Source organism: Arthrobacter sp. TMP15, assembly GCF_039529835.1.
Taxonomy (GTDB): domain Bacteria; phylum Actinomycetota; class Actinomycetes; order Actinomycetales; family Micrococcaceae; genus Specibacter.
In genome coordinates this window covers 20,540-39,560 of the sequence record NZ_CP154263.1, presented here as the reverse complement: position 1 = coordinate 39,560, position 19,021 = coordinate 20,540, and the positions used below count along the sequence as shown (strand labels likewise).

Genomic DNA, 19,021 nt, shown 5'->3' with positions numbered 1-19,021 from the left:
ATCCAAAGATATATGTCGGGCAGGACCTGCAAGTGCTTTAGGACGTAACGAGCGCGTAAGTCCAGCTACTTCTGGCTGTGTTCCACTAATTGCTGGCGCCTTTCAAAAGATGTCACGCACTCGGGTAAACACTGGCCAGATCAGAAGAAAATGGCTCGTTTGGTTCTTAACCAACACGCTAAATGGCACCGCCGTTGAGATCTTCTCAACAGCTGTCTCCCCGCTCGAATTCACCATGATCGAAAACAACAGGTGAGCCTCGTGAAGAGCAGAACGATGACCATCATGGTCAGTAGGAAACAGCCTCAGTCTCGATACGGTGAAACAACGACCGATCCTCAACCAGAGGTGTCTTATCAATGGAACCTTTGACAAGACACATACCGCGCACTCCCCCACAGCGATGGTTCACGACCTAAATTGTCGGATCAGCGCATCTTAGGTTAGCTTCGAAAAGTCTCAACTATGTGTCTCATTCTGATATTCTCAATACGAGTAGAAAGCAACCTTTGATGGGAAAAGTGGGAGGCACTTCATGACGCGTCTTGGATATGCACGGGTGAGTACCGCAGACCAGGATACCGAACTGCAAAACCGCGATCTTGAAGCTGCTGGGTGTGAACGGGTCTACCGCGATCACGGAATCAGTGGAAGCAAAACCAGCCGTCCCGAACTGGATAAAATGTTGGACCGCCTTAGCCAAGGCGATGAAGTCATTGTCTGGAAGTTAGACAGACTCGGTCGCAACACACGCCACCTGCTTGAACTTCTTGATGGCTTCAAAGCACGGGGCATCAAATTCCGTTCCCTTCGCGATGGCATCGCTACCGACCCCAGTAGCGACATTGGCGGCGCCATGGCACAAGCCATGGTCACTATCATTTCCGCATTCGCTCAACTCGAACGCGATCAACTTTCCGAACGTACTAAAGCTGGCATGGCCATCGCCGCATCTCACGGACGCAAAGCAGGACGACAAGAAGTCACCACCACCCACCCCAACGTTAAACAAGCCCACGTACTCAAAAAACAGGGCCTGAAACCAGCCGACATTGGCAAAATCATCGGAACAAGCCGCGCCACCGTCTACCGCTACCTCGCCATGGAACCCGGAACGCAACAGCACCACACAGGATTCCGTGGGAATGATTGAGATGTCTCAAGTACCGAACAACGTTCACGGCGCCTATCAACAGCAGCCATGACTGGCACAAAAAAATCCATCACATCCATCAGTCAAAATCCCCGAATAAGCTCAACTCTGCCTAACCAATACTTGCAGGTGATTGCTCAAGGGGTCAGAGTTGTTAACATCGCGCCAATCGTCAGGAGCCTTTCATGACAGATAACAAGCCTGCCCCGAAAAGAAAAATAACGAGAGTTGGACAGCAATACGTAGCAGTGGGGATCGTATTTTTGATCGCCGCTGTGATCTTCATCTTCACGATGGATAGCCCGGGGCTATGGATCAGCTTCATGATGCTGGGAATTGTATTTACGACGAGCGGGGCTACCGGGGCCTTCGAGCAAAAGAAAAAGCAGTAGAAGCCACTAAACATCCACTATCCAGTTTGTCTCGTTGTCTCGTGGGCCGCCTGGACTTTATTGCGGATGCTTCTTGTTGTGCTGCGCCGAGCCACGCTTGCTATGTGGGATCTGGGTGGCTACTTGTCCCTCGCGGAGTTAAGTTTGGGCATCGTGAGCCTGGCATATCTCTTGTAAGTTCATCATCGCGACGGTCGTTTCTGGGATGAGGATGCTGGCGGTAAAGATGATTGGGAACGACGCGGACGGTATCTGCCTGATGGGGTGTCCTGCTACACCGTGGCTTCTGCATCCGGAAAGACCTGAGTTTCTTTACTTCTGGGACGGTTGCGCATTGCGGAGACGGCGCTGTACGTCCGTCCCAGCATCAGCGCTAAGTCTTTCAACGCTATATTCTCACTCCTAGCAAGTTCGATATCTTCTACCGTCCATGGTGCGCCTATTTTGTTGGCAACTTTTTTGGTTTCAACTTGTACATCTTTAGGGGACCAAGGTGCGTTTCTGGGAACGATCATTGCCTTGCGCTGCTCCCATATCTGTTCATGACGTTGTTGATGATAAGCACGGGTTGTAGTGACATGGCTGTCGTGAGTCCGCATAGAAGGCACCGCTACCTCGAGCTGAAACTGCGGATTTTTCTCGACTTTAGTTTCTCGTATCTGGAAACTTACCGTCTCACATTGCTGACACCAGTGATCCAGTTCATCGGGGCTTAAACCGACCTCACTAAAGTCTTTTTCAGACTCCTTTTGCCCACACCCTGAACATCTTTTTCCAGTGATCATCTACACACGTTCCTGGGTTACGAGTATCGCCATCAGGCAATAACTATCTAACAATTTCTCTATCTAACTAACTTGCTACGTCGCGGCACGAATCCGTTGTGTAGCCATTGCCCGAAGAAGATCATACTTCTGCTGCGTGTCAGCCAGCATCCCCGAGTTGGGTTCGAGGAGGTAAGTGCCGGGCCTTTTATCCAAACTTTGAACGCTCAGCGAGAAGAAGTGGCCACCCAGCTGGGGGACGGTTGACCACTTCATAACAGACAGTACCGGAGTACCTCAGCTACGGACCAGACGCTGCGCTGCACCGCAATACGGCAATCCAGCTGCCTCATCGTTTTATAATAGTTTCGCTCTACTCCAGCACACGATCACTTATAAGCGGCTTCTGCCATCAGCAAAGAGATGGCGATGAACAACACAACGCTCAGACCGGCTACTGTCGCAGGTAATTATCATCCCAAACACATCTACACCTATTTACACCGGGCATAGGAGAAGAAGATTCTATGGTTTTTCTTGCGGAGGTATCGAGATCCCTTGGACAGTAGCAGCGATGTCTTCTAGGGAGGTTTGCATCCAAGCTAGGGCTGCATCGCTGGCCATGTTTTCTTTTGATGATGGATACCGTGCCATATGAATGATCGCGTGGTGGGCTATTTTAATGCCCAAGATATCCAGGAGAGAAAGAATGTCCTGCAGCGAGCGTTCCTGCGCCGCACGGCACTGCACTTGATTCGCTGTACTTTGTGCAACGGTCTGCGTGAGCACTTTGTCGATGAACTGGGCTGGGTCCAGCGCTGGGTTGTTGCTTGATCCTTGGTACATGTAGTCCCCCAGACTGATCATGTATACCGTTCCTCTTCGGTTCTCGTTTCGATGAAAACGATGCAGCGGAAGAGGTCATCGACAATATCAGAAATTTATCGTGAAAAGGATCTTCAGGATGATAAATTTCTGTTGCATAGGCCGGTCAGCAATTATTTCAAACAAGAACTAGTGCGGTCTCGCTCCAAAATTCTGAAACCGCGTGGTGTGGATCCTTGTGTGAGGGGACTTGGTGAGCTGATCAGCTTCAGGGTCTCTGTGATGAGGAAGTCTCACAATTCTGTCCTCGTTGTTCTATGCTGAAGTCAAAGGGTCCGCAGATGGGTGGCCATCGGTCAGGTAAGAGTTCCAAGGGGTGGAATCCACCTACATTGACGCCGATAGAGCAGGAACCGCCACACCACTCTTCCCTGGAACTCTCGTCGGCTGTGCAACCATATCGATAGCACCCAGAGCGTCACTCCAGCACGGAAACGGCCTCTTCATCTCTAAGCGTGGTTAGGGCGGACAAAGTTCCGGATTTTGGGTGTGTCCGGCGTGGCGGAGACTCTCATTGGGAAAGAACCTCTCCCTTAATCCCCCCGCCCCGACCATCAGTGTTGCTCTTCCCACCGGACTGCAGGTGTTTGTGTACCGACATACTTTCACCCGAACTCGACTGGATGAGAAGTGTGGTCTTTAATACAGACTCTGGATTAAAACGGTCATGATCCTTTATGATGAGCTTGTCAGTGCTTGGGGGCGTCAACATCTTAGGATGTTAGACGGGTAGACCGGGCAGGAAACACATCTCCTATCCAGTCCAACTGCAAGGTCTCAGAAAATGCGCACTCCCTCTTCACGTACACGCAGAATCAGTATGTTTGCTGCCGCCCCGATCGCGATTTTGATCGCTGGAGGTATGGTCTGGCAAGGCTCACAGGCCGCGTTCACGGCCTCCACCCGCAACGCGGGAAACTCTTGGGCCGCCGGCAACGTAACCCTCACCGATGATGACCTAGGTGCTGCAGCGTTCACGGTGAACCAGATCGTTCCCGGCCAGACCGGCCAGAAGTGTATCGTGGTTACTTCTAACTCCAACGTTCCAGGTGTGGTCAAGGCCTACACACAGAACCTAGTCTCTTCCAAGGGCTTAGAAGCGAAGATCTTCTTCGACCTGGAACAGGGCACCGGCGGTTCATTCAATGACTGCACCGGATTCACCCCGACTGCCAACGATGTTCCTGAGCTTCCGCTGTCTCAGTTGGCCACCGTTAACCGTGACTTCGCCACCGGCGGTGCGGAGTGGGACACCGCAGGAACCCCGGGTGAAACCCAGAGCTACCGCGGGACATGGCGCTTCGACACCACCGGAATGACCCAAGATCAGGTCAACGCCATGCAGGGAGCAGTCGTGAGCATCGACCTCGTCTGGGAACTCCAGTCAAACAATTCTCCCGTGATCCCGTAACCCGAGAGCTCATACATAGTGACCCGGGACAGGACCGGCTCTACGCCCGGTCCGTCCTGGGTTACAGAGCTTTTCGCTGCTGATGGTTGGGTGCGTTTCCTCGCAGCACTAGCCTCGCGGTTATATCTAGGCGTCATGCTCTGCCTTGCCCTTTTTGCTGTCCTGCCCGTCCTCTTCGGTTGGCACGGCACCGTAGTACAGAGCGGTTCTATGGAACCACACATCTCTCGCGGCGACGTAGTATTAGCCGCCCCTCTGGGCGCTGGCAGTCCTGTTCCCATGGGTGGGGTCGTGGAATACCGCAGCCCTGCGGAAGCCGAACCAAGCGGGGTCGAAAAAATACGCTTGCACCGCATCGTGGGAGAAAACACGGACGGCACCTTCGTGACAGCCGGCGATGCCAACGTTGACGTTGACAGCACCCCGATCACCAGAGAACAAATTAATGGACAGGCTCGCTTGCTCATCCCCTGGGTTGGACTACCGGGGCTGTGGCTAGCCAGCGGAGACTTCCCTCCCCTTGCACTATGGTCCCTATTGACGTTGGCAGCCGTAGCAGCAGCGGTTCTCGGAGTTACCAGCCGCCGACCCTTAGCGGACGATGGTGACAATGCTCCTCGTGACAACGGAGACGACGGAGACGACAACAACGGTGACCGCGATGAAGGTGACCTAAACGACGGCGACGATGATGACGCCTCGGGGTTGGAAAGAACCGAACAGATCCAGCAAGCTACAAGTTGGCCCGATGAGGCTGTTCCCTCACCCGTTCAAAGGGTCAGTACCGCCTTTGGAATTGTTGTAGCTCTAGTTGCTATGACAGTGCTGGGAGCCAGTGCTTTCTCCTCGGCCGCCTTCACAGCCACCACCGCTAACGCTGCCAATACGTTCAGCGCAGCCACCGACTGGGTCCCTCCCACGGTTGCTTTAGCAAGCCCCGGGACAACGGTCAGGGACACTGTGCTATTGAGCGCAACAGCTTCGGATGCTGTCAGTGGTATCCGTAAAGTGGTCATTCAGTATGCTCTTGCATCTACCGGCACATGGGTCACCCTGTGCACATCTGAATCCACACCCTACGCGTGCGCTTGGAACACGACGACTCTGCCAGATGGCGCCTACCTCCTGCGTGCCACAGCGACAGATAAAGCCGGGCTCAGCACCACGACCGAACCGATCCGCACCACGGTAGCCAACTCCTTTGCCGTGGTGCTAGCCGATCCAGGTGAAACTGCCCGCGGTACTATCAACCTCAGCACGACTCTCAGTAGCCCTGGAACGATCCCCTACACAGTACGAGTTGAATACACCCTCGCCGATACCAATAACTGGAAACCGATCTGTCAAAAACTCACAGCGCCTTATGACTGCGCTTGGAATACGACATCAATCGCTGATAAGGACTATGACCTTCGTGCCGTGGCCGTCTCCGGAACTAGCACTACCTATTCCAACATCGTTACAGATGTGACGGTGGACAACACTGCACCATTAGTTTCTCTGAAAGATCCAGGAGTCACGATCCGCGGCACCACAACCTTCGAAGCAACCGCCTCAGATGCGACCTCGGGAGTGGCTCAAGTACAAGTACAGTATCTGCGCTCTGGCACCTCTACATGGGTCACGATGTGCAACCTCGAAGAAGAGCCATACTCCTGTCGCTTCGATACCACCACCATGGCTTACGGCACCTACAGCTTCCGTGCTGTTGCCACCGACGAAGCAGGAAACACCTCGCTCTCTTCCGCCACATCTTTCCGCACGGTTGATAACACTGTCGCCACAGTCTCAGTAGAAGACCCAGGCGCGTACCTCACCGGCACCGTCACCCTTCGCGCTTTTGCTAATTCCACAGCCGGCATCACCAACGTTCGTATCCAAACTGCCCCAGCAGGGACCACCACATGGACCACACGATGCAGCGTAAACACTGCACCCTTCGCGTGCCCTTGGAACACTGCCATAGTGAGCGATGGACTGTACGACGTCCGCGCCATCCTGCTAGATGCCACCGGTAAAGAAACCACCTCCAGCACCATCACCAATCGTCGTGTGGATAACAGCCCACTGCGCGCAGCAGACATTCAAACCACCAACGGCCCCGGGACCGCAGGACGGATCGACAATGGCGACACCCTGAACTTCAGCTACAGCCAACTGGTAAACCTCACCACCGTGACACCAGGATGGAACGGGACCCCCATCCCCGTGACGATTCATCTACGAGACGGGAACCTGCTAGGACTGGGGAACAGTGGGGACACCATAGACATCCAACGATCTAATAGCTCCGTGAACTTGGGCTCGGTCAATACCAAGGGAAACTTCGCCAGGAGCTTCAGGACTGTTTATCTGAACGGCACCATGACTGCTTCGACGGTCACGATCAATGGGATTCCCCGCACCGTTGTTACCGTTACGGTAGGCAATGTCTCCAGTGGTTCCAGCAGCCTGCGCACGAACACCACCTCGGCGAACATGGTGTGGAGTCCACTCTCAGCAGTCAGAAACACCAACGGTGCTGCTTCATCCACGACACCAGTGACAGAGACGCCTCCCTTAGACCGGGATTTCTAATATCAAAACCTGTGGCTGAAAGCCATCACGGATCCTAGGTGCTCTGAGAACGTAGCAATCGGTAAGGCCACCACATAGGAACCGGTGGTGTGCCAACTAAAAAGATTGGCACCCAACCCTGGAAGTACGTACCTTTATGCAACTTCCAATCTATAGAGGATGGAGTCGGGACAAATTTATTGATACAGAACGAGTAAGAATGCTTTTTTCGATATACCGTTGGGGCCTGTCCCAGATACCAATAATATTTACCATACGGGTCAGAGTGACGTATTCAAGGAGGAGCAGCCAGATCATGGATCCTGAACGTGTGTCGCTGTTTTGTCCCGAAGTTCTACAGTCACTTCAAGAGTTCCTTGGCGGTGAAAAGTCTCTCTGTTCTCACTTTGTGTTGCTATACATTGATATGTGGCCAGGCCGTTTTAAACGCATCTACGATGCTGTGAAGGCCGGCCACCGTGAGGACGCCATGGATGCGGCACTGAGTCTGCGCACCGCCAGTGCCATGGTCGGAGCACAGCGCCTGAGCGAACTGACGACAGAGATCATCCACCTTCTTGACAGCGGAAAGCCCACCGCGGCAATCAAGACACTCGAAACGTTGCAGTTGTGTGGCACACAAACCATGACCAAACTGAAAATCGCCTACCTCACCCTTGACCACTCAAAATGACTACCCCAATACAATAAGGTGCGGGTCAAACCAAGTATTCGATGCCGCCATGGTGACCGGTTCATATCAAACGAGGTTCCTGATGCAGGGGTGTTCCAAACAGTCACCGTAGCAAGCAACCTTCTTCCTCGCAGGTGCCGCCTTCTGGCTCATCGGGGCGTCGGTCTCCAACCATGATTAGGGACGAAGAGCCGTTAAATGATGCTAGCCAAACCAACGGGCTACGGGCTACGGATGCGATGTTCTCCCACAATGTCATTGACATGGCTCTCAAGGATCAGACGTCACCAGGGCAGAATACTAAGGATTTCAGCTTCCGTTCACGTCAAGAAGCTAAGTAATGTCGGTCTACAAATTCTTCTAAATACCCGGTGGAAATAATACTTAATAAACTACTTTTGTATTAGGGAATGTATCGGATTTTGAGGAGGTCTCTAATAAACCTTGACTGTCCCGAAAACGATAGGTAATATTCCCTCAAAAGAATGGGAGCCGACTTAGCGCTGATTTACAATCTGAGGGCGCTGTGGCTAGTGACCTGCACCCGAGCAGAGGGATCTCATGAATCACAGCTCAGCGCGAAAATCTTCCAAGCATCTACAGCCACAGGCAACTCATGCTCGGCGCCGAACTCTCGTAACCTTTATAGGTGCAATTGCTGCTGTCATTCTTGCCTCTCCGTTGGTCTTTCTCGGGCCAGTCCTTGCCGCGACTCCAGTAGATCTTGGTACCGCGGCGGAGTACTCAGTCCTTGGCGGGACAACTGTGACCAATACCGGCCCATCAGTGCTACAGGGCAGCCTAGGTGTAAGCCCCGGAACCGCTATTACAGGTTTCCCACCGGGAATAGTGGGCGGGGCATCCCATGCCGGCGACGCGCAAGCGCTTCAGGCACAGTCAGATGTGATTATTGCTTATAACGCTACTGCTAGTCAGGCATTGACCGAGAGCGTAGCCGGTGACTTAGTAGGACGTACCTTGCCGGAAGGAGTTTACAATTCGACGGGTCCTCTGGCCCTGAGTGGAACTCTTACACTGGACGGACAAGGTGATCCCAGCTCAGTCTTCATTTTTCAGATCGCATCAACGCTAATCACAGCTTCAGCAAGCAACATCATTCTCACCAACAGTGCCCAAGCATGCAACGTCTATTGGCAAGTCGGAAGCTCTGCAACGTTAGGCACTGATTCCACGTTCAAGGGCACCATTATGGCTTTAACGTCCATCTCTGTAACCACTGGTGCCGTGCTGGAAGGACGTGCACTTGCCCGCAATGGTCAGGTCTCTCTGGACAACAACGTTTTCACTACCCCCGGTTGTGACCTCGTAATGCCAACTGTCACTCCAACCGCGACGGACACCCCAACACCGACAACCACTGCGATCGCGACGGACACCCCAACAGCAACAGTCGCACCTACAACTACTCCGACTGCTACAAGCACGCAGACGGTGACTGTGACAGCAACCACTACGCCCACATCAACAATCACATCCGTGACACCTGAAGCTACAGTGACTGATTCATCTACGACTAATGGAGCAGGCAACGGGGCAGGCCGAAACAACGGTGTAAATGTTGACACTGCCGCAGCCGTGAGTCATTTAAACGCGAGCGGCCCGATAGCCGGCACGATAATAGCCGGATTAGTCGGGCTCGCTGGCGTCTTCTGGTTGCGGCTACAGGGACGGCGAAAGCACTAGCGGATGAATGGGCACAGAGCGATGGTGAGTGGTCATCATCGCTCTGACGGTGGTCGCAAGTGGAGTGCTGCAGGCTTTGCCATCTTGGGTACGTGCGTTCTGGTCATAAGTATGGCATCCATGGCATCGACCGAGAGCAGTCCAATCAGCGTTTCTGCTACCTCAATACGGTCCGCGATAAGGAGCTCTGCGGCCCCCCAAAAAAATCCTGCCACCCCCAAGACCATTGCGCTTTCACCAACGTCCACAGCTCAGGAGAAACTACCTGGAATCGCGGGTCCGTCCGATGCGCAAAAGCCCAATACCGAAGTAGCGATACCTCTCCACATCAGCTACCCCACTATCGGAATGGATCAGAGCGTACTAGCGCTCTATCCAACGGACGCCGAAACACTCAGCGGATCCATCGTGCCGCCTCCAACACTTGAGGCTTACTGGCTGACAAATTACGGGTCGCCGGGTCCAGTATCAACAAATACCACATACATCGTAGGTCACAGCTGGGAAGGCCGCGGTTCGCCCTTTAACAACATCAGCAGTCAGGCCAAGCTAGGCGATCGGTTCATCGTGACTACAACGGCGGGAAATTTGACCTTTGTGGTCGAGAAAATAACCACAGAAACTAAGGACACTCTGCGACAAAGCTACATTTGGGACATTGTCCCCGGTCGACTAATTATCATTACCTGCTTCACTGAAGATCTGTGGGGGAAAAACATCGTCCTTCAAGCGAGCACCATTGGTTGACCACAGTAATACGTCCCAGAAGTAACTCAACTATGCAACTAACATCGTGTTTCCAAGATATTGTGCACCCAGCGGCAGGACTGCACAGCGGACCGAACCACAACTGAACCGCTGGGCAACCCTAATACCGTTACAAAGAAAATCTCTGTACCCGGCACACCGGGGTTCTTGGTGTCCTGGAGGATATTCGATTCAGTCTTGCGGGCCGTTACGATTACGTCTGGACCGAAGGCTTTAAGGAAAATTTTGGTACATATCAAACGTATCTTCCACCTGTAAGCCCAAACAAACACAAGTAAGATGTTTACCAGATCTTGCGTAGATGTCACAAGGACGTGGGAACTGCGCTGGTAGTAGTGGGTATCCTCTAAACGCCTATATTCAAACTAAATCGCATCGTCAAGAGTCTGTTGGACTGAGGGTAGAGCCGGGGTGTCGTCAAGGAGTGCAATAGCCAATTTTGATGGCCGCCGTTGCCAGATACCCATGGCTATCAGGCCTACTATCGCTAAGGCGCCGCAGATCAGGCCCACGATCGCAAAGCCTGCCCACGGTGCGATCTTGTCAATCATGACCCCGGCAAAAGGTGCACCCATGGCACTCCCAATAGTCATGGAGGAGCCGTACCACCCCATAGCCTCTCCTCGGCGCCTTTCGGATACTAGATCAGCAATATGCTCGGCACTTGATGTCAGGACAGGTGCGCAGAGCAATCCTGGCAGAATGGAGAGCAGACCCAGTGTCCACGCGTTGGTGGCAAAACCCATCGGAATAATCAAGATAGCCATGGCCATCAGCAGCCACAGCGGATTGATTGAACGCTTCAATGCTCCGTAGATAATGGCGCCAACGATGGATGCACCACACCAGAAGAAGAAGACAATTCCAAGCTCACCCACCCGATCGTTATAGCGCATCGTGGCAACCATGCCCACGTTCGTGCCGGCTAGGACGAGTCCAGCGCCCAGTGACGTGCCAAGAATCGCAAGTACTGCAACGTTAAGCCAGCGCAGGTTATATCTAGATCTGAGCCATAAGCGCGTTAAGACATTCTTTCCATCCAGTTCCAACTCGTGCTGATCTTCCACTGGTTCAAGAGGCTGATTTGGAGCATCAGCTACGGCCACGTAAGCCCCTCTTTGCCCTGTTCGAGTAGGCGGGTTTAGCCACATGAGAAACAGCCCAGCCAAGGACGCACTCACCCCAATGATGACCAGCCCTACAACAGTGTGCGTGGTCGTTGCGAGCAAAACACCAGCGGCTGGACCAATCATGAAAGTAATCTCTCCACCCATTGAATCCAGTGCATAAGCGGTTCGGCGGTGTTTCGGAGGAACCATAACACCCAAGGCTTGGCGCACCACTGAGAAGATGGGCACAGCGAAAAGCCCACCTATCACTGCCGCAACGATTAGCAGTTGGAAATTCAAAAATGGTGCAACGCTCCACACAGTAATTTCAGCAATAACTGAGGGCACAAGGGCTCGACGCAGTCCGTGGATGTCCACAAGCCGGCCTCGCCACGGTGCCCCAACCGCGATACCGATGGTGATTGCCGCGGCGACCAGACCTGCTGAGGCATAACTGAGCTTCATGGTTTCAACGACATGCAGGGACAGCAACACGCCTGCTGCGGCATGGGGAATACGTGCGATCATGGCCACTAAAAGCAGCCTACGCACATCCCGGATCACCAGAACATCTCGATACGCGGCAAAATTCACGTCGAAACTACTCTCTCTTATGCACCATCACAAAGAAGCAGCTGCACTTCATAGCGATGTTCCAATTTTATGGGTTCGCACTGCCCCGCGGAATCTCTACGGAGTCAACTGCTCAAGCAAAACCTCCACTGACAGCCCGAAACTCTTGCAAACGAACCACCACATCGTTTACTGCGGATCGGCTCGAGCCACGTTGCAGAGTCACGGCAAGCTTCTTACTGGGATCTTATGCCGCGATCAACAATCGCAAAAATCTTGATCAAATCGAGTAGTTCAAATGCAATATCACAGGAGCTTGAATGGATGGAATGGCTTTATTTCTAACATTCGATCACGACGTTAGGCTTCTTCTTAGGTATGACATTGAGCCCAGTGCCCAAGTAACGACGACTCAATAGACAAGCGGGAATTATCCGTTGATGCTAGGGGGCGATAATAGCAAGTTAAAAACGTCACCGAGGGCGGCGGTGAGTTCTTTTGCGGTTGCCGAGGCGATAGGTTCCAATGCTGCAGAGGACCGAAGCAAAGCCACACCCAATGCAGTGGACAGTGCTATCTGCGCGCGCAGCAGTAGCTGGTCACCACCGGTACCATCAGGCTGCCATCCTGCGATGGAGGCCATTTGTTCTGAGAAGTAGCGCAGCGTCTTCTGCTGGATATGTTCAGCCTTTTCATCCCCTGAGGAGCGCAACAACAAAAGGAGCTGATATGGATCTTCTCCGCTGGGCGTGTTCGCCACTTGGCTAACTATGCTCTGCACCACGTCCTCGATCGACGACTCTCCGGGGTCAGGTCGTTCAAGTTCCTCGGCGGCCCGGATCAAGCAGGCCTCAAAAAGACCCTCCTTAGAGGTGAAGTATCGGTTGATTAACGCTACGTTCACTCCTGCATCCGAAGCAATATCACGAACCGTCGTGCCTGCGTATCCATCACGGGCGAAGCGCCGTCGGGCAGCATGAAGCAGTAACGCTCTGGTGTTAACAGCGTCGCGGGGTCGCACCGGGACGGATTCATTCGAGGTGGTAGGGCTCGTAGCCGGGTACGGTGACATGGCAGCCTTTCGTTTCTTCCACAATACAGAGTCACCAATAGGATGTAAACGCGCTTTGACTTACTGTGCGTAGCGGCTACTATTCTTTAGTCATCAACTGTTTACAACTATCCCGGAGCGCAATGTCCACCACGATTAAAATGCCGGAAGCGGTCTCCGAACCCACAACGCGGCACAAACGCCGCACCACGCTCATCGTTATCTATCTAGCATTGGGCGGACTAGCCTTTGCGGCACTACAATCCCTGGTCGCTCCAGCGTTGTCAACCATCGGTCGAGAGCTGAACGCAACAACTGGCGACGTCAGCTGGATTCTCACCGCGTACCTGCTCTCCGCTTCCGTGTTGACTCCAATTCTGGGACGCCTCGGCGACATGGTCGGAAAACGTCGCATCCTCATTGCCGTTCTCGCACTTCTTCTGGCGGGCACCGTTATGGCCGCACTGGCCCCGAATCTGGGTGTACTGATCATCGCACGGGCACTCCAGGGCGCGGCCGGTGCCGTCATGCCACTGTCGATCGGTATTGTTCGCGATGAGCTTCCAAAGGAAAAAGTCGGCGTAACCATCGGCTTGCTTTCGGCAATTTTCGGAGTCGGCGCAGGCGTCGGCATTCTCGCTGCAGGTCCCATCGTTGAGCACCTCTCCTGGCCGTGGCTGTTCTGGCTCCCCGGGGCACTAGTGGTCATCGCCCTGATTGGCGTCATCTTCGGCATGCCGGAATCCCCGGTACGCAAACCCGGACGCCTCGATGTGCTCGGCGCCTTCTTCCTGTCTGCCGCACTGGTGTTCTTGCTTCTGGCTGTCAGTAAAGGCCAAACCTGGGGCTGGGGCTCCGGCAGTACCGTGGCACTATTCCTCCTTGGTGCGATTGCTCTTGGGGTGTTCGTCGTCGTTGAATTACGAGTCTCGGAACCACTAATGGACATCCGCCTGTTCAAGCTTCGTGGTGTTTGGACGGCAAATGCCATTGGCGTCGTCGTCGGCTTCGCGATGTTCGCCGCCTTTGTCCTAGTACCGACCCTCCTCCAGCTGCCTTCCGCGACCGGTTACGGATTCGGCAAATCCGTAACCGAAGCAGGCTTATTCCTGATGCCCACCGTCTTGATGATGGTTGTCTGCGGACCCCTTGCCGGAATACTCGTGAATAAGGTTGGCGCGAGGAGTCCGCTGTTCATCAGCGCACTCCTTGTTACAGCCGCATTCACCCTCCCTGCCATTTCACACGGACAAATCTGGCAAATTGTCGTCTCCGGTCTACTCACCGGCGCCGGGATCGGTCTCGCCTTCGCAACCATGTCAAACGCCATCGTTGAAAGCGTCCCAGCAGCCCAGACCGGCGAAGCCATAAGCGTCAACACCATCGCACGCACCATCGGTAGCAGTATAGGTACTGCCGTGGTCGCAGCCTTAATCTCCTCGCACAGCACCCCGCAAGGCCTCCCCTTGGATTCTGCCTTCACGATCGGCTTCTGGGCTTGCGCAGGCGTTGCCGCCCTAGCGATCATTGCAGCCTTGGCAGCACCAAAGAAATCAAAGCGCCGTCAACAATCACCTCCCCTCCTAACAAAAAATTTCAACAAAGCGCAGTAGACCAAGCTACGGTTCAGAACCCTAAGCTGGGGTATAGGAAAATAATCTAATGCGCCTATAGTTCTCAAAGGACCATTGTGAGCACTTGACTCTGGTGGTATTCAGGTGATTGCTTCTGGTCTTTGGTGATGTCTCTTTCTAGCCAAGATAAACGGGCGAAGTCGCAGTCTAAGAGTTCTGTTGCAGCAATGAGCGTGAGCTCTATTTTGAGTCGGAATGCTCTTGTTCTTTGCCGCTGATGACAGGTTGGTGAGCAAAGGAGGAAGACTTCCTTGGCAATGGCACGTCTAAGACATCGCAGAGGCTATTTCCTGGTATTTCCCTCGCTGGTGCGCTTGGCTACGTAGGCTTTGATAAATCGATCGCTGGCCATGTGTACCAAAGTGATTTGATATAAGAGTGAGTTCGCGGCCCTGTTACCGCTACGGTTGAGGCAACCCTGTTCGTCTGTTAAGAAGAGGCTGGAAACGGCGATACCCCGCAGAGAGTTGCACAAGCAGCCTGGCTATGTAGCCGCTGGGAATTATCGCCGGCTGTGATGAGGAGCTGGCTGGCGATGACCGTAAAAACTCCCTCTACTGCGTGCAAGGCTGTCTTTGCCTGCGCTACGAGAACCTCAAGTTCTCCATCGCAGACATTGATCTCCTCATCTAGGTAGACATATGTTCTCGCCAATCGCTTGAGCGTCGGACCGGTTGCGATTTCCACTTAGTTAGCGCTTGCATGAGTATAGGAAGGCGCGAGTTGGCTGCGGAGCTTCTCGATTGAGAAGATATAGGAATAGTCCTTTCCAAGGCTGTCTCACATCAGCAGCGCACCCCACTGTTGCTTTGCATAACTCAACCCTGGTCTGGGGGGGCCCTATGCCGAATACTTCGCATGCCTTCATTTTGCGTCGCTCCGTATGAAAGTGAAGTGCCCAATAGGCCAGTGCAGCCTAGGGAGTAAGTAAGAATATCTCTGCATTTTTATCAAGGAGAACGAAAGAGCAATATGTCGACGTCGGAAGCAAAGAAATCGAGTCTCCCCGGCAGGCGTCGCCTGTTCAATATCGCGAGCCAAACATTTTCGTCGCTTCAGATATATCCGAACTTCCGGCGATTATGGATCTCTAACCTGTTTTTCTTCGGAGGCGTATGGACCCATACGTTGATTCTGGGTTGGCTGGTATTCGACTTGACCAACTCCGCGTTCCTTACCGGGGTTTTCACCGCGGCACGGCTGGCCCCGATGATGCTGGGACCACTTAGTGGTGTGATTTCGGATCGTTTCAATCGTGTCAAGCTGTTGCTTGTAGCCTCCGTCTGGGCATGGGCCGCGATCGTCGTGATTGCCATCCTTGTCTCAATCGGCCGGGCTTCGTTTGGGGCAGTGTTAGTAGGTGGCCTCTGTATCGGCCTGGCACAGTCGCCGTCCCAACCGGCTCGATTTGCCTTGGTATTCAACTTCGTAGGACGCAAAAATCTGAATAATGCGAATGCGTTGAATTCAATCGTATTGAACATGACCCAAGTCCTCGGCCCTGCTCTCGGGGGTGCAATGATCGCTGTGTTCGGGATCGCAGCCTCCCTATGGATTTCTTCTCTGTGGTACGTAGTCTCGTTCATTGCATTATGGAAACTCAAGGATGAAGGCATACCTGCCCCGCATGTTGAACATGAACCGATCATGCAGATGCTCTCAGACGGCCTTAAAGCCGTCTTCTCAAGTCAGCTGACCAAGGCAGTTTTACTGGTCACCTTCGCCGCGAATGTCCTGCTCTGGCCCATCTATCAAGGTTTCATGCCAGTATTTGCTGAAGTATCCTTGGGCCTGGACGCGAGTGGGCTCGGCTGGCTTATGGCTTGCAGTGGCATAGGCGGATTAGTGGGATCACTGACTATCGCCACACTAGGTGATATCAGGTTCAAAGGCGCGCTCTTTGTGATCGGTACAGCAATATGGGCTATCTCGTGGATTGTGTTCGCTTCCGTCGCCTCGACCGGGGCCATCCCATGGTCGTTCGCTCTCATGGGACTCGTTGGACTAACCAGCGCACCGTTTGGGGTCCTGCAGAGCACTTTGCTACTAATGATGACCGAGCAGGGCGTTCAAGGCCGAGTAATGGGGATACAAGAGCTCACAATTGGCATCATGCCACTGTCCACGCTTGGCCTCGGAGCAATAGCCGAATTGACTGGGATCGCTGGAGTAGCGCAGATTAATGGCATCCTGCTCATACTCTTCCTCGCGGTTCTTGTTGTACGGGTTCCTACTTTACTGCGCTACAGCGGAATCCAGCCCCAGAAGTGATCCCAACGCCCTACACGGCTTCTGAGTCAGGCGGGGACAAATACGGATACACACGAATCTGAGACTAACAACTCCTGATTTACTCTTTGGCATCCAGATCCGTGCCCCTAAGATATAGCGCCGTCCGGAACAAGCCCATATAAACGGCAAAATCGTCGCCTGTAAGGTAGCGGACAAGGAGAGGGGTGTCCATTTGTCTGTGTGTGGAAAGAGATTTCGATACTGCGTCAGGGCCAAGTAGTACTTACCAAAGTGAAATCGAATTTGGCACATCAATCACTCTGAACCGTCCCGGGAATCATGGCGCCGTTTTGTGGGCAGCATGATTCTCGTGACGGTTCGTCCTGCGAAGTACAACGCCGATGATAATGGTCAAGAGCCATATTGACTCACCAGATGCAGCCTCTCGTTCGACACCAGTTTCGCCGTGCGGGTTTGCTAGGGTTGGGACTCGTGAACAGTCCCAATCCGTCCCCCTCGAATTCGGTGTGGCGTGTCCCCGGAATGCTGGCACTGCTATCGCTGACGGCGGCTGGCTTCGCCGGATTTGCCGCCCTCCTGTCCATGGCCCCACTGTGGGCGATACGTGGGGGTGCGGATGAGGCTGGATCCGGTCTCGTCAATGGCGCCCTGCTTCTGGCCACCGTCCTCACCCAAGGTTTCGTCCCTCGGCTGCAGCAACGCCTAGGGACCGGCTGGGTGCTCACCGCCGGCCTCTTTCTACTCGGCGCACCGTCCCTGCTCATGCTCATCTCCGATGAACTCGGCTGGATCCTGGCCATGTCGCTGATCCGCGGCGTGGGCTTCGGGATCTTGGCCGTGACCGGCTCCTCCGCGGTGGCCCACCTCGTCAATCCAGCTAGGCACGGTGCGGCCATCGGCGCCTACGGAGCCGCGATCTCTGTGCCGCAGCTATTACTGTTGCCCACCGGCCCCTGGTTGGCCGATACCCTCGGATTCTGGGCCGTATTCACTCTGGGCACACTCCCGTTACTGGGCATCATGGCAGTCCCGAGCCTGGCGAGGACCCTACGTGAGCGCCAAACACAGCAAGCCCGACCACGCACCGCCCTCACGGTCGATGACTCACACAAGGCCGCCGTTTCCGCAACGAATCGGCCCCGGGTCCCCCAGCTGCCGGGTGGACTGCTGCGACCGACGGCCCTGCTGTTTGCGGTCACCCTCGCCGGCGGCGCACTGATCACGTTCGTTCCGCAGATGAGCTCATCGCCGGCCGCGACCTCCGTTGGCCTAGCGCTATTGACCGGCACCTCAGCCATAAGCAGGTGGGGAGTAGGTGCATTGGCTGACCGACGCGGGACGAAATCATTCCTCTGGCCCCTAGTCCTACTCACCGTCGCCGGTCTCGTGTTCGCGGCCCTAGCCGTGAAGGATCACGACGCAACCAGGGTGCCACTATTCCTACTGGCCATGGCCCTGGTCGGCATCACCTACGGCGGATTACAGAACCTCACACTCCTTCTTTCCCTCTCCGCCGTGCGCCCTGCCCAGTATGGAACGGCCAGCGCCGTGTGGAACATGGGATTCGACGCGGGAACTGGTGTGGGCTCGGTGCTAGTCGGGGCGTTGGCTGCCGGGCTCTCATTCCCCACAGCGCTGCTGGTCACCGCAGGGATCTCGCTAGCGACCTTGCCACTGGCGTTCGTGCGTCAGCATATGGCCCCCCAGCATAATCAGTACCGATGAAGAACGCCGGCCCGGGCCCGACGTGCTGATCTGGATCTGCTTCGAGGGTATGACACCGCCTGTTGTTCAAGCTTAGAAGAAAGTGGGCACTCTCCTCCCCACCTGATTACGAGGATTGACAGGGGGTACTGGACAGAGTTCCCCCTTTGGCCTGAGCTGGCGCCGCCCTGTTGGTGCTTTCGGACTAGACGGCGGGCTTTAGATGTGTGTCTGCGATACTCTCATGGATCGTTTGACACTGTAAGCCCGATGTGATGATCGAGCAACGACCTCGATGAACTGCAATACTACGGCCTCGTTTTTGCTTTGGAGCATGGCGTATTTGCTTCTCGGTCAGTCGCCCAAGTGA

At 54.2% G+C, this 19,021-nt stretch carries 15 protein-coding genes; 10 read left to right on the top strand and 5 right to left on the bottom strand.

All coding sequences use genetic code 11. The annotated features are described in order from the left end of the window. Positions 1-535 precede the first annotated feature (535 nt). Positions 536-1,153 carry a recombinase family protein gene (locus tag AAFM46_RS16535; protein WP_343320609.1) on the top strand — a complete coding sequence of 206 codons (618 nt, stop codon included), beginning with the start codon at positions 536-538 and terminating at the stop codon, positions 1,151-1,153. Between the two features lie 185 nt (positions 1,154-1,338). Then, the gene (locus AAFM46_RS16530; RefSeq protein ID WP_343320608.1) at positions 1,339-1,545 is read left to right on the top strand and encodes a hypothetical protein; all 207 of its coding nucleotides are present in this window, start codon (positions 1,339-1,341) and stop codon (positions 1,543-1,545) included. Between the two features lie 272 nt (positions 1,546-1,817). Here the strand turns inward: AAFM46_RS16530 and AAFM46_RS16525 are convergent, their stop codons facing one another. Beyond that, a complete protein-coding gene (locus AAFM46_RS16525; protein ID WP_343320607.1) occupies positions 1,818-2,330 on the bottom strand; it encodes a hypothetical protein in 513 nt (170 codons plus the stop codon). A gap of 504 nt (positions 2,331-2,834) precedes the next feature. Then, on the bottom strand, positions 2,835-3,176 hold the full coding sequence (locus AAFM46_RS16520; protein WP_343320605.1) for a hypothetical protein: 342 nt from the start codon (positions 3,174-3,176) through the stop codon (positions 2,835-2,837). A gap of 802 nt (positions 3,177-3,978) precedes the next feature. Between AAFM46_RS16520 and AAFM46_RS16515 the strand changes: the two genes are divergently transcribed. The 5 genes from AAFM46_RS16515 (at position 3,979) to AAFM46_RS16495 (ending at position 10,306) form a co-directional block, all read left to right on the top strand. Continuing rightward, entirely contained in the window at positions 3,979-4,605 is a 627-nt protein-coding gene (locus AAFM46_RS16515; RefSeq protein ID WP_343320603.1) for a hypothetical protein, read from the top strand. A gap of 18 nt (positions 4,606-4,623) precedes the next feature. Then, positions 4,624-7,182 carry an Ig-like domain-containing protein gene (locus AAFM46_RS16510; RefSeq protein WP_343320602.1) on the top strand — a complete coding sequence of 853 codons (2,559 nt, stop codon included), beginning with the start codon at positions 4,624-4,626 and terminating at the stop codon, positions 7,180-7,182. 295 nt (positions 7,183-7,477) lie between these two features. Next, positions 7,478-7,855, top strand: a complete 378-nt coding sequence (locus tag AAFM46_RS16505) for an Hpt domain-containing protein (RefSeq protein ID WP_343320600.1) — start codon at positions 7,478-7,480, stop codon at positions 7,853-7,855. Between the two features lie 561 nt (positions 7,856-8,416). Further along, positions 8,417-9,559 (top strand): ice-binding family protein, encoded by a 1,143-nt coding sequence (locus tag AAFM46_RS16500; RefSeq protein ID WP_343320599.1) that lies wholly within the window; start codon positions 8,417-8,419, stop codon positions 9,557-9,559. Between the two features lie 120 nt (positions 9,560-9,679). Next, positions 9,680-10,306, top strand: coding sequence for a class F sortase (locus AAFM46_RS16495; RefSeq protein WP_343320598.1), 627 nt, complete (start codon positions 9,680-9,682; stop codon positions 10,304-10,306). Positions 10,307-10,692: 386 nt separating this feature from the next. On the opposite strand, the gene AAFM46_RS16490 is transcribed toward AAFM46_RS16495, so the two are convergent. Both AAFM46_RS16490 and AAFM46_RS16485 read right to left on the bottom strand, forming a co-directional pair. After that, positions 10,693-12,030, bottom strand: coding sequence for an MFS transporter (locus tag AAFM46_RS16490; protein ID WP_343320596.1), 1,338 nt, complete (start codon positions 12,028-12,030; stop codon positions 10,693-10,695). A 409-nt stretch (positions 12,031-12,439) separates the two neighbouring features. Beyond that, on the bottom strand, positions 12,440-13,081 hold the full coding sequence (locus AAFM46_RS16485; RefSeq protein ID WP_343320595.1) for a TetR family transcriptional regulator: 642 nt from the start codon (positions 13,079-13,081) through the stop codon (positions 12,440-12,442). Positions 13,082-13,203: 122 nt separating this feature from the next. On the opposite strand from AAFM46_RS16485, the gene AAFM46_RS16480 reads away from it, so the two are divergent. Then, positions 13,204-14,673 (top strand): MFS transporter, encoded by a 1,470-nt coding sequence (locus AAFM46_RS16480; protein ID WP_343320593.1) that lies wholly within the window; start codon positions 13,204-13,206, stop codon positions 14,671-14,673. Positions 14,674-15,123: 450 nt separating this feature from the next. Here AAFM46_RS16480 and AAFM46_RS16475 read toward each other — a convergent pair whose 3' ends face one another. Continuing rightward, positions 15,124-15,381 carry a hypothetical protein gene (locus AAFM46_RS16475; protein ID WP_343320591.1) on the bottom strand — a complete coding sequence of 86 codons (258 nt, stop codon included), beginning with the start codon at positions 15,379-15,381 and terminating at the stop codon, positions 15,124-15,126. Positions 15,382-15,666: 285 nt separating this feature from the next. Here AAFM46_RS16475 and AAFM46_RS16470 point away from each other — a divergent pair, with 285 nt between their 5' ends. Beyond that, a complete protein-coding gene (locus AAFM46_RS16470) occupies positions 15,667-16,965 on the top strand; it encodes an MFS transporter (RefSeq protein ID WP_343320590.1) in 1,299 nt (432 codons plus the stop codon). A 453-nt stretch (positions 16,966-17,418) separates the two neighbouring features. Next, positions 17,419-18,672 (top strand): MFS transporter, encoded by a 1,254-nt coding sequence (locus tag AAFM46_RS16465; RefSeq protein WP_343320589.1) that lies wholly within the window; start codon positions 17,419-17,421, stop codon positions 18,670-18,672. Positions 18,673-19,021: the final 349 nt, after the last annotated feature.

What these genes read in the sequence shown, in the direction of transcription:
- AAFM46_RS16515 (WP_343320603.1), top strand. Translation starts at nt 3,979, where the DNA reads ATGCGCACTCCCTCTTCACGTACACGCAGAATCAGTATGTTTGCTGCC.
- AAFM46_RS16530 (WP_343320608.1), top strand. Translation starts at nt 1,339, where the DNA reads ATGACAGATAACAAGCCTGCCCCGAAAAGAAAAATAACGAGAGTTGGA.
- AAFM46_RS16520 (WP_343320605.1), bottom strand. Translation starts at nt 3,176, where the DNA reads ATGATCAGTCTGGGGGACTACATGTACCAAGGATCAAGCAACAACCCA.
- AAFM46_RS16495 (WP_343320598.1), top strand. Translation starts at nt 9,680, where the DNA reads ATGGCATCGACCGAGAGCAGTCCAATCAGCGTTTCTGCTACCTCAATA.
- AAFM46_RS16535 (WP_343320609.1), top strand. Translation starts at nt 536, where the DNA reads ATGACGCGTCTTGGATATGCACGGGTGAGTACCGCAGACCAGGATACC.
- AAFM46_RS16525 (WP_343320607.1), bottom strand. Translation starts at nt 2,330, where the DNA reads ATGATCACTGGAAAAAGATGTTCAGGGTGTGGGCAAAAGGAGTCTGAA.
- AAFM46_RS16505 (WP_343320600.1), top strand. Translation starts at nt 7,478, where the DNA reads ATGGATCCTGAACGTGTGTCGCTGTTTTGTCCCGAAGTTCTACAGTCA.
- AAFM46_RS16500 (WP_343320599.1), top strand. Translation starts at nt 8,417, where the DNA reads ATGAATCACAGCTCAGCGCGAAAATCTTCCAAGCATCTACAGCCACAG.
- AAFM46_RS16485 (WP_343320595.1), bottom strand. Translation starts at nt 13,081, where the DNA reads ATGTCACCGTACCCGGCTACGAGCCCTACCACCTCGAATGAATCCGTC.
- AAFM46_RS16480 (WP_343320593.1), top strand. Translation starts at nt 13,204, where the DNA reads ATGTCCACCACGATTAAAATGCCGGAAGCGGTCTCCGAACCCACAACG.
- AAFM46_RS16470 (WP_343320590.1), top strand. Translation starts at nt 15,667, where the DNA reads ATGTCGACGTCGGAAGCAAAGAAATCGAGTCTCCCCGGCAGGCGTCGC.